This is a genomic window from Arthrobacter sp. CAL618 (assembly GCF_000468215.1).
Classification (GTDB): domain Bacteria; phylum Actinomycetota; class Actinomycetes; order Actinomycetales; family Micrococcaceae; genus Arthrobacter_D.
In genome coordinates this window covers 1-10674 of sequence record NZ_ASZW01000224.1, presented here as the reverse complement: position 1 = coordinate 10674, position 10674 = coordinate 1, and the positions used below count along the sequence as shown (strand labels likewise).

At 62.2% G+C, this 10674-nt stretch carries 9 protein-coding genes and 1 pseudogene; 3 read left to right on the top strand and 7 right to left on the bottom strand.

Translation table 11 applies throughout. From position 1 onward, the window contains the following. Positions 1-35: 35 nt before the first annotated feature. Positions 36-1058: a universal stress protein gene (locus K728_RS0113395; RefSeq protein ID WP_024477025.1), complete on the bottom strand. Its 1023-nt coding sequence runs from the start codon at positions 1056-1058 to the stop codon at positions 36-38. A 270-nt stretch (positions 1059-1328) separates the two neighbouring features. On the opposite strand from K728_RS0113395, the gene K728_RS0113390 reads away from it, so the two are divergent. Beyond that, the gene (locus K728_RS0113390) at positions 1329-1967 is read left to right on the top strand and encodes an FAD-dependent monooxygenase (protein ID WP_019483919.1); all 639 of its coding nucleotides are present in this window, start codon (positions 1329-1331) and stop codon (positions 1965-1967) included. An 88-nt stretch (positions 1968-2055) separates the two neighbouring features. Here K728_RS0113390 and K728_RS0113385 read toward each other — a convergent pair whose 3' ends face one another. From K728_RS0113385 to K728_RS0113370, 4 genes are all read right to left on the bottom strand, one after another. Beyond that, the gene (locus tag K728_RS0113385; protein WP_019483920.1) at positions 2056-2967 is read right to left on the bottom strand and encodes a glycine betaine ABC transporter substrate-binding protein; all 912 of its coding nucleotides are present in this window, start codon (positions 2965-2967) and stop codon (positions 2056-2058) included. A gap of 65 nt (positions 2968-3032) precedes the next feature. Beyond that, positions 3033-3968, bottom strand: coding sequence for an ABC transporter permease (locus K728_RS0113380; RefSeq protein ID WP_116778961.1), 936 nt, complete (start codon positions 3966-3968; stop codon positions 3033-3035). Positions 3969-3973: 5 nt separating this feature from the next. Beyond that, positions 3974-5191 carry a quaternary amine ABC transporter ATP-binding protein gene (locus K728_RS0113375; RefSeq protein ID WP_019483922.1) on the bottom strand — a complete coding sequence of 406 codons (1218 nt, stop codon included), beginning with the start codon at positions 5189-5191 and terminating at the stop codon, positions 3974-3976. A gap of 546 nt (positions 5192-5737) precedes the next feature. Next, complete coding sequence (locus K728_RS0113370; RefSeq protein WP_019483923.1) at positions 5738-6343, bottom strand: copper resistance CopC family protein; 606 nt, start codon at positions 6341-6343, stop codon at positions 5738-5740. 112 nt (positions 6344-6455) lie between these two features. On the opposite strand from K728_RS0113370, the gene K728_RS0113365 reads away from it, so the two are divergent. Beyond that, on the top strand, positions 6456-7907 hold the full coding sequence (locus K728_RS0113365) for an NCS2 family permease (RefSeq protein WP_019483924.1): 1452 nt from the start codon (positions 6456-6458) through the stop codon (positions 7905-7907). Positions 7908-7949: 42 nt separating this feature from the next. Here K728_RS0113365 and K728_RS0113360 read toward each other — a convergent pair whose 3' ends face one another. Next, complete coding sequence (locus tag K728_RS0113360; RefSeq protein WP_019483925.1) at positions 7950-8780, bottom strand: 3-hydroxybutyrate dehydrogenase; 831 nt, start codon at positions 8778-8780, stop codon at positions 7950-7952. Then, positions 8780-10178, bottom strand: a pseudogene (locus tag K728_RS19450) (MFS transporter). Before K728_RS19450 ends, K728_RS0113360 begins: the two are co-directional and overlap by 1 nt. Before the next feature lie 147 nt (positions 10179-10325). Here K728_RS19450 and K728_RS0113350 point away from each other — a divergent pair. Then, positions 10326-10674: LysR family transcriptional regulator (locus tag K728_RS0113350; RefSeq protein ID WP_024477022.1), on the top strand; the 349-nt coding region annotated here is incomplete at its 3' end.

The following is a 10674-nucleotide window of genomic DNA, read 5'->3' as shown; positions in this document are numbered from 1 at the left end:
TCACCGCCCGGCACAAAGAACTGACGGCATTTGAACTAGCTGGTTGGGGCCACCATCGGCCCGAAGTTCTCCCGGTCAAGCAACCGTGGATCATTGCCATCCGGAACAACCAGCACGGGGCCCTTCGCGTGATGGAGAACACCCTGGCTGGTGGAGCCGAGCAGCATTCCAGCAAACCCGCCACGTCCCCGGGTGCCGACTACCAGCAGCTCGGACGTCCGCGAACTCTCGATCAGCACCTCAACCGGTGGACCGTCGAGCAGCTCTACTGAGATCTCAAGGCTCGGAAAGTGGCTCTGCAGCCACTCCCTTCCTGCGTTCAGCGAGATGCGGATGTCCGCGTGGAGGGCTTCACGGTCCAACGGTGCGGGAACCCAGGCAAGGGATCCGGTGAAGGGCGGCAACGAGCAGACCACCCGCAGTGGCATCCCTCTGGATACGGCCTGCTCCGCGGCAGCAAGCGACGCCATCCGCGCCTGCTCCGAGCCGTCCACTCCCACCACCACAACCTGCTCCACCTGGTCTGCCGTGGGTCCCGGCTCCCCCTTCCCCTTCGGCGGCTCGACTCCCGCTTCAGTGAGCCGACGTGCGGCGCAGAGGGGGATAACGACCGTCGGGCATTTTGCGTGGGCCGGGACCGCGCTGCTGACCGAGCCCAGGAGGCGCCCGACGAAACCTCCTCTGCCACGGGACCCAACGACGATCAGTTCGGCTTCCTCGGACAGCTCCAGGAGGACGCCCGCAGCGTCTCCGGCCTCCACCCGTGGATCAATATCCACGGGGAGTCCCTGGAGACGTTCGACTGCCTGTTTGAGCACCGCCTCCGCACCCTCACGGATGACGGCGTCGTCAATTGTGGCGTACCCGGCATCCATGCTTGAGGCCGCGAACACCGGCACCGTATAGGCGGTGACGACGCTGAGGCGGGTACCTCGACGCGCCGCCTCATGGGCCGCCCAGACCAGGGCGCACTGGCTCTGATCAGAGCCGTCCACCCCCACCACAATGCCGCTGCCGTAGAGACTGTTCACACCATTTTCAGACTGTGCCTTTTCCATGGCCCTGCCTCCCTGCGGTCACAACTACCGGCGCCGGATCAGCGATCCTCGATCGCCGCCAAACTATTTCAAACCTTACTCTTCCGCATAGGACTATTCACCGTGGTCAAAGTTATATAGGCTTCGAGAAATCGTTACTTGAATGAGCCACATTTTGCTCAGGCGTAACGAAATGCGCTTGGTTGACCCGTTCGCAGCCAAGTGTCCGCACAGCCCGGAAGAGGCGCCGGGCTGTGCGGAACTAACCCTTCCCTTTCGGAGGTCTACCCTGTGAGTTCACCGTCGCCCGGAACCGGTGCCTCGCGCTCAGACGTGCACGGCGGTGCGGAGCTCACCACCACGGTCGTCATTGGATCGGGTCTTTCGGGATTGGCTGTGGCCAGCGAACTCAGTCGTCGGGGTATCGAGTCAATCGTTGTGGAATGCATGGACCCGCTCGATACCGGTCAGCTGTCCCGTACGGTGATGACCGACTCGGTGTCCCTATCGGAACGAACAGAGCTGCTTCGGCTGCTGCGCGGTTATGCGAGCAGCCATTCATTGGACATCCGGCACAGCACCATCGCCGAGAATTTGTGCGTGGTGGGCCATTCGAAGTTGTTGCCCACCCCTGTGCTCGGGTCCAAGAAATGGGCGGTCCAAACCGGAAGCGGCGTGCTACTGGCCGACCATGTGGTGCTGACCAAGTACCCGCAGAACCAGTTGCGGCGGTTCCTGCTGTCGCTTGGTCTGGCGGTTGGCAACGACCTCAAGGCTGCAGCGCGGGCGATTGGCCTGCATCTGGTGGGAGTCGGCGAGCTGCTCAGCCCCAGCACCCGAGAAATTGTCAGGCAAGCGAAACTGGTCAGTGCTGCGATTGTTCAGCACCCTCCGCTACGGCTGCCACCGACCCGGGCACTCGGCGCCTAGGCCCTCCCCTGGCCACGCGCCCATCTGGCCACCGACGACGACGGGNCCTCCCGTCAACAGGCGGTAGCCCTTGGGGATATCGAGAGGGTTAGCCCTTGAGCCCATCAATGAAGTCAGGGTTTTCCTCAAGCCACTGCTCGACGGCTTCAGCCTCTTGGCCCGACCCAAACTCGTTGACAACGAGGTTCTCAAGCTGACCGTACTGGTCGTCGTCCAGCTTGAAGTTGGTCATCATTTCGGCGATCTCGGGGAAGTCCTCGGTGAATCCGGTACGCGCCAACGTGTGCAGTCCTTCTACCGGGCCAAGCGCTGCCTCAGGGTCTTCGAGGTCCTTCAGAGGGAAGGAACTGTTGGCCCAGAACGGCTTCCACAGGGTCACCACGATGTCCTCCTCGGCATCGACGGCGCTTTGCAGCTCCGTCAGCATCGCCGTCGTGGATGACTCAACCAGCTCGTAGTCCTCCTCAAGGCCATACGTTGGCATAACGCTGTCCTTGGTCACCGCCGTCAGGCCGGCTCCTGGTTCGATACCCACGATCCGGCCGTCGAACATGTCGGCGTTCCCGGTCAGGTCCGCGATCGAATCGATATCGGTGTATTCCGGCACGGCGAAAGTCAGTTTGGCGTTGTCGTAGTAGGCGCCAAGATCCTCAATGTCGTCGCCATACTCTTCCATGTACTCGGCGTGCGTCGCTTCGGACCAGCCCGAGGGGTAAACGTCGACATCTCCGTTGGAGAGGCCCGTGTAGAGCGGCGCGGCCTCGCTCAATTCCTGAATCTCGACGTCGATGCCTTCGGCTTCAAGGATGTTCTCCCAGAGGTAGGCGGTGCTCAGCCCGTCGGTCCAGGAGGGGATGATACCCAGCGTGATGGATTGGGCCGCTGCTTCGGATCCCTCGTCGCTTGGGGCATCCGATCCACCGCATGCTGTTGCGCCGAGCGCAACAGTCATCAGTGCAGCAAGTACTCCGACCCGGCGGGTACGTAATTTGTTAGTCATTGATCTTCTTTCCTTATTCATCGGAGGGCGCCTTCTAAACCGGCGCCCGAGGATTGGTTGGAGGGTCAAGATTTTGTGGCGAGCGGAACTGGCTTGTTTTCGGGACGACCGAACAACCGACCCAGGGCGCCGAGAACGCGGCGGTCACGGTCTGATCTACCATCTCCGACGGCAGCAGTGACCCGGTCGAGGAAGATCGCGAGGACCACCACCGACAATCCGGCTTCGAAGCCCAGACCGATATCGAGTTGCGCGATCGAGGAGGTGACGGCACCGCCGAGGCCGCCGGCGCCCACGAGCCCGGCGATGACCGCCATCGAGAGTGCAAGCATGATTACCTGGTTGACGCCGGCCATGATCGTCGGTAGCGCCAAGGGGATCTGGATGCCGCGCAGGATGTGTCCTGGTGTGCTGCCGAACGCATGTCCGGCCTCGACCACCTCGGAATCGACCTGACGGATACCTAGTTCGGTCAGGCGCACTCCCGGCGGCAGGGCGAAGATGACTGTCGCAACCACACCACCGGCGGGACCGATGCTGAACAGCGTCACCACGGGCACCAGCCAGACGAAGGCTGGCATGGTTTGCATCAGGTCCATTACCGGGCGGATCGCGTTACTCACCGCAGCGGATTTCGTTGCCGCGATGCCGAGTGGAATAGCGATCACGAGCGCGATGAAGGTGGCGATGAGGACCAAAGCCAACGTTGTCATCGCGTTTTCCCACTGATCAACGCTGATGATGAAGGCCAAACCCACGAATGACACGACGGCGAACTTCCAGTCCTTCACCAACCAGGCCAGTAGTGATAACAAGGCCACAAGCACGAGGGGCGCCGGGGAGTTCAGTAGGTCAGCCAGTCCGTCGGTGGCACCGAGAACGAGGTCACGTACTGCCTGGAAGAACCCGCCGAGATTGTCGTCGACCCAGTCGAAGACGGTCTCGATCCCTTCGCCGACAGGAATGCGGGGCACAATTTCACCGTCGGTGCGGCTGGTCATCAGGCTCACGCCATTACCTCCTGATCGGGTCCAACATGCTCAACTGTCGCGTTGGGGTCGCCCAGGGCATTGAGGAGCGTAACCCGCGGAATCACACCGCTTAGCCGCCCCCGGTCATCGACGACTGCGAGTGCCACGACACTTTCAGCAGCGGCTGTCATTAGGTCGGCGAGTGGGGTGTCAAGGCGGACCGTCGCCGCGGAGCGAAGCAGTCCGTCAAGATTGTCTGTGCCCTTTGCGACGGCGGCGGCAACGTCGTGCTCATGCACGATCCCGTGCAGGGTCTTGTCCCATCCGACAACCATCAGGCTGGACAGCTGGTGCTCGCGGAGAAGCTTGTGTGCGGCGCGTGGGCCCTGTTCGCTGCCGAGCAGTGCGACGGGCTGCTCCATCACGGCCGATGCGGTGAGCACCCGAGTGCGATCCACGTCCTGCACGAACTTCGCAACGTAGTCGTTGGCAGGGTCGTTGAGGATTTGTTCAGTGGTGCCGATCTGCACAATCCGCCCGTCGCGCATCATCGCTATCCTGTCGCCCAGGCGCATCGCCTCGTTGAGGTCGTGGGTGATGAACAGGATGGTTTTGCCAAGCTGGTGCTGCAGGTCAACCAACTGGTCCTGCATTTCGCGTCGAATGAGCGGATCGAGTGCGCTGAACGCCTCATCCATCAGCATGACGTCGGTCCCGGCTGCAAGAGCCCGTGCCAGACCCACTCTCTGCCGCATCCCGCCGGAGAGTTCTCCCGGAAGTGACCCGCCCCAGCCCTCAAGGCCGACCATCTGCAAGGCCACCTCAGCCTTTTTCTCACGTTCAGACCGGTTCAGCCCCTGCACCTTCAGCCCGTAGGCGGCGTTCTCACCAACTGTGCGGTGGGGAAGGAGCGCGAAATGCTGGAAAACCATGCTGACCTTCTCCCTCCGCACACGCCGGAGGTCCTTGCCCTTCAACCGGGTGATGTCCTCACCGGCGACCTTCATCGTGCCTGCAGTCGGCATCAGAAGGCCGTTCACCATCCTGATCAGCGTCGACTTTCCGGACCCGGACAAGCCCATCACCACGAAGATTTCGCCCTCGGCGACGTCAAAGCTGGCGTCGATAACGGCCGGGGTCAGGTTGTCCTTGCGGAGGTCCTCGCGGCTAGCGCCAGCCCGCATCCGATCGACGGCACGTTCGGGCCTGTGTCCGAAGACCTTATAGACCTCGCGGGCCTCAATGACTGGCACAGTTATCTTGCTCCTCGCTCTACGTTGCTTTTGATTTGCGCAGCCTGCGGCAGCTCAATTTACACTTGCTACGGAACGCTGAATGGCACCACAAGGTGCACTGGCTCAAAGAGGCTAAGGCAAAAAGATTGCTACCCCTCTGCACCGCTACAAAATCGGAAAATAGGTCTGCACATTTGCAGACAACGGACGGGCAACAATTGCCCTAATCCAAATTCGGCGATCACTATCGGCGGTATTGAGTAACCCAATATACCGGTGACAGCTCGTCCCGGACGCGGAAAAACCCCGCCTGGCACCTCAAGACCGACTTCCAGGCACGCTGCTTCAGGGCCGACCCGAACCGTCGGAGGGCGTCCGATCCCGATGAACTCAGGGATTTTTAAAGAAGGAGTAGCCAGCTGATTCATGCCAGCGAATCGATGTTCTTTCGTTATATACGAGGGCGCCCGTTTGCCGACAGCAATGCAAATAGCGACCTAATAAGCTCCGGTAAGAATGATGGCTTTTGCGAATGAATTTTGGCCCTACAACTTCACAGCAGAGCTAAGCGTCGGCGCCTTGACGTAGCTTCTTCCGGGCGGTTACGGCCAGGACCACGGCCAGCGCGATCAGGACCACGACCATCACCACGATGCTCCACGGGAAATCACCCTGTGCAGCCTGCTCTGACTCCTCGATTTCAATTGGCCCCTGGGTGTTGGCAGCGGCGCCCGGGGGCTGCGCGGCCCCGCCTGCCGTCGCGGTGAACGCGAAGCTGCCTTCAATGGGATGGGAATCCGAGGAGACTACCCGCCAGTTCACTGTGTATTCACCCGCTGGCGCATCAGCGCGGAGCGGCTGGCTGGCCACCCGGTCAATGATTGCCACGTCACCTTCGGCCCAATTCTCGCCGTTCGCGTCGAGGACCTCGACCTCCGACCCAATCCCCGACGGCACATTGGAGAAGGTCAACTCCACCACCTCGGGAAGCATCTCGACGCTCGCCCCTGGCTCAGGGGTGCTGCCGGTCATCTCGTCATGGGCATTGGCTGCCGGGGCGGACCCGAGGACAGTCATCAAGGCCACCAGCAACATCGCGGCCAGTAGGGCGGCGACCCTCAGGAACGAATGATCGACGACGGAGCGTGCAGCGGGGTAGGTAGTACTCATGTGTCAACTCTACGTGGCGGGCCTGTCAGCACGCTGGGAGAAGCGGCGCACCCGGCGTCGAGCGGATAGACTCGATCCGCAGACCACACCCCCCACCGTTCGAGGAATGACCATGCTCAAAAAGGGTTCCGTACTGGACCGCTATTTCGAAGTAACCCACCGCGGTAGCACTATGTCCCGGGAGATCCGCGGCGGAGTGGCAACTTTCTTCGCCATGAGCTACATCGTTGTCCTCAACCCGCTGATCCTTGCCGGGGCCGATTCATCGGGCGCCGAGCTGGGCTTCGAACGGGTCGCAGCCGTGACGGCATTGGTCGCAGGAATCCTGACGATCGTGATGGGCGCCTGGGCCAAGTACCCGTTTGCCCTCGCGACCGGCCTCGGCGTCAACGCCTTCGTGGCCATCACCGTCGCCACCAACCCTGAACTCACCTGGCCGCAGGTCATGGGTCTAGTGATGCTGGCCGGCCTCACCATGCTCATCCTGGTTCTCACCGGATTCCGGACCGCAGTATTCAACGCAGTCCCTGAAAGCCTCAAAACCGCGATTGTGGTCGGTATCGGCCTCTTCATCGCGCTCATCGGACTCGTCAATGCTGGGTTCGTCAGGCGGGTGCCGGATGTCGCTCAAACCACAGTGCCAGTGGGCCTCGGTTTCGAAGGCGCGCTGCTGGGCTGGCCCACCCTGGTGTTTGTCTTCGGTCTGATTCTGACCATCGCGTTGGTGGTCCGCAAGGTGCGAGGCGGGATCCTGATCGGTGTCATTGCCTCAACCATTCTCGCCGTCAGCATTGAAGCAGTGGCCGACGTCGGGCCAAGCGTTGGCCCGGACGGCACCAACGCCCAGGGCTGGTCCCTGGTGGTCCCCGAACTTCCGACCGGGGCCTGGGTGGGAGTTCCTGATCTGTCACTGATCGGCAACGTGAGCCTGTTCGGCGCCTTCAGCACCATCGGGGCGACCGCGGCCCTGCTGCTCACGTTCACCATCCTGTTGAGCATCTTCTTCGACGCCATGGGCACCATGGTGGGCCTCGCCAACGAGGCAAAGCTCGTGGACAAGAAGGGCAACATTCCCGGCGTCAACCGGGTCCTGGTGGTCGATGCCCTCGGCGCCGTCGCCGGCGGTGCCGGGTCGGTGTCCTCAAACCAGATCTACGTCGAATCGGGAGCTGGTATCGGTGAAGGCGCCCGCACCGGTATCGCCAACATCGTCACCGGCGTATTGTTCCTGCTGGCGATGTTCTTCACCCCCCTGATCTCCCTGGTGCCGTTCGAAGCCGTGGCGCCGGCGCTCGTCGTCGTTGGGTTCATGATGGTGGCACAGGTAGGCCGCATCGACTGGCAGGACTGGGGGGTTGCGATCCCCGCGTTCCTGACCTTCATCCTGATGCCGTTCACGTACTCGATTGCCAACGGCCTGGGCGCCGGGTTCATTGCCTATGTGCTGGTCCGCACCTTCCAGGGTCGAGCCCGGGAAATTCACCCCCTGATGTGGGTTGTGGCGGGCGCATTTGTGGTGTTTTTCGGTATTGGACCGATCGAACTGGCGCTGGGTCTGCGATAGTCCTGGGCTGGTCCCGCGGTAGGGGCCAGCCCAGGCTGACCGTCAGCGCGCGGACCAGCCCCCGTCCATCACATACGACGAACCAGTCACCATGCCTGCCACGTCGGACGCCAGCCAGCACACCAGAGCTGCCACTTCTTCCGGTTCGACCATCCGTTTGATGGCACTTTCCGTGAGCATGATGGTGGACAGCACGTCTTCCTCGGAGATCCCGTGCAGACGCGCCTGGTCAGTGATCTGGTTTTCGACCAGCGGGGTGCGGACATATCCGGGGTTCACGCAGTTACTGGTGACGCCGTACTCGCCACCCTCCAGCGCCGTCACCTTGGACAAGCCCTCCAACCCGTGCTTCGCCGACACGTAGGCCGCCTTGAACGGCGACGCCCGCAGCCCGTGGATTGAGGACAGGTTAATGATCCGGCCGAAGCCTCTGTCGTACATCGCGGGCAGCGCGGCTCGGATCAGCAGGAAGGGTGCCTCCAACATCAGCGTGTGGATCCGTCGGAAGTCGGCTGGGTCAAACTTGTGGATTGGCTGTACCGCCTGGATACCGGCGTTGTTGACGAGGATGTCGACGTCGAGGCTGAGGTCCTCAAGCTCCCCGGTACTCAGCAGGTCCACGGTCCACGATTCGCCATTCACTTCCTCGGCCAGCGCGGCGGCACCGTCGCCATCGCGGTCCGCGACGGTCACATGCGCACCCTGAGCGGCAAACGCCCGGACGGTAGCCGCTCCGATCCCGCTGGCACCGCCGGTCACGAGCGCCCGGCGCCCGGCGAGCGGCTGCGCGCTGGTAGTTCTGCCCGGACGTGCCGCCTCAACCGTCCGCTGGGTTGGTGGCTGGGCTGGCATCTTCACCTGTGTGGATGCCATCAGGCAGTACCGTTCGGAACCGGGATGCCGTGGCGCTCCGCGTCCGCGGCGTCGACGTCGCGCAGTGAGATTCCTTTGGTTTCCTTTAGGGTGACGACGGCGATGCCGGTCACCACACACGCACCCAGGACGTAGAGCGCAACCCCCACCCAGGAACCGGTCTCCTGAAGGATGGCCGTCGCGATGATCGGCGCCATCGACCCGGCAATAATCGATGTCACCTGGTAGCCGAGGGAAACCCCCGAATACCGCATGCGGGTGGGGAACATTTCAGCCATGATGGCTGGCTGTCCCGCATACATCAGGGCGTGGAAGCACAGGCCGATGGTGACCGCCAGGATGATGATCACTGGGTTCTGGGTGTCAAACATCGGGAAGGCGAAGAACGCCCAGGTGGCGCCGAGAATCGCTCCGGCAAGGTAGACAGGTTTGCGGCCGAAACGATCAGACAGCCGGCCCACCTGGGGAATCACCAGGAAGTGGACCACGTGGGCGATCAGCAGCGCGAGGAGGAGCTGGCTGGTGTCGTATTCATGGACGGTCTTCAGGTAGACGATCGAGAAGCTGACAATGATGTAGTAAAGAATATTCTCGGCAAAGCGCAAGCCCATGGCGCCCAGGATTCCCCTGGGGTATTTCTTAACTACCTCGAGGACCCCGTAGTTGATCGACTTCTCGCGCTCAACCTGTTCACGTGCCTCAAGGAAGATCGGCGCTTCACTGACGTGCGTCCGGATGTAGTAACCAATGACCACGATGACCGCTGATAGCCAGAACGCTACCCGCCAGCCCCAGGCCAGAAATTCGTCTTCGGGAAGGATGAACGACATGGTCAGCAGAACCACGGTTGCCAGGAGGTTGCCGACGGGGACAGCCGCCTGCGGCCAACTGGCCCAGAACCCGCGGGACTTGTTGGGGCTGTGCTCGGCAACCAGCAGAACGGCGCCACCCCATTCACCGCCGACGGCGAAGCCCTGCACGAAGCGCAGGACTACCAGCAGGGCCGGAGCCCAGTACCCGATCGTGTTGTAGCCCGGAAGGCAGCCCATCAGGAAGGTCGCTACACCGACCAGGATGATGGTCACCTGGAGGGTGCTTGCGGCCGAGCTTGTCTCCAATCTGGCCGAAGAAGATCCCGCCGAGCGGACGGGCGATGAAGCCGACGGCGTAGGTCAGGAACGCTGCGATGATCCCATCGAGCGGGGTCGCCGCGTTGGGGAAGAACACCACCGCGAAGACCAGGGTGGCGGCGGTGGCGTAGAGGAAAAACTCGTACCATTCGACAACTGTCCCGACCATCGAGGCTGCGCCAACTTTTTTCAGACCTGACTCGTCGGTACGGTCGCGCCCCGGGGTTCCCTGCGGGCCGGACTGGGTGGAGCGTTGATTGACGCTCATGGCTTTCTCCTTCTGTGTCGACGGTGACACTATGCCTACTGGGTACTGTGACAGGCGTCACCCCAGGAACAACCTCATTGAGTATTGCTGCAGATGTTGACCGCTTCAATGACCAACTCCGCACCTCGATACTGCGAAAATGCAGATATGAGCTTTCCCAACCCCAGCGACCTGTTGATTCTGTTGACCGTCTCCCGCAGCGGCCGGTTCACTACTGCCGCCGAGGCGCTGGAGCTGAACCACACGACTGTGTCCCGGCGGATCGCTGCCCTGGAGAAAAGCCTCGGCGGTCATGTCCTGGTTCGGGCCAGCGGTGGGTGGGAGCTCACCGAGTTGGGTTTTCGAGCGGTCGCCGCAGCTGAGCGGGTCGCATCAGCGGTGAATGGGTTGGCCGACGGCGACGACGACGCCCCGGTAACCGGCGTCGTCCGGATGAGCGCCACCGACGGATTCAGCGCCTACATCGCCGCGCCAGCGTTCGCCAGGCTGCGGCGGG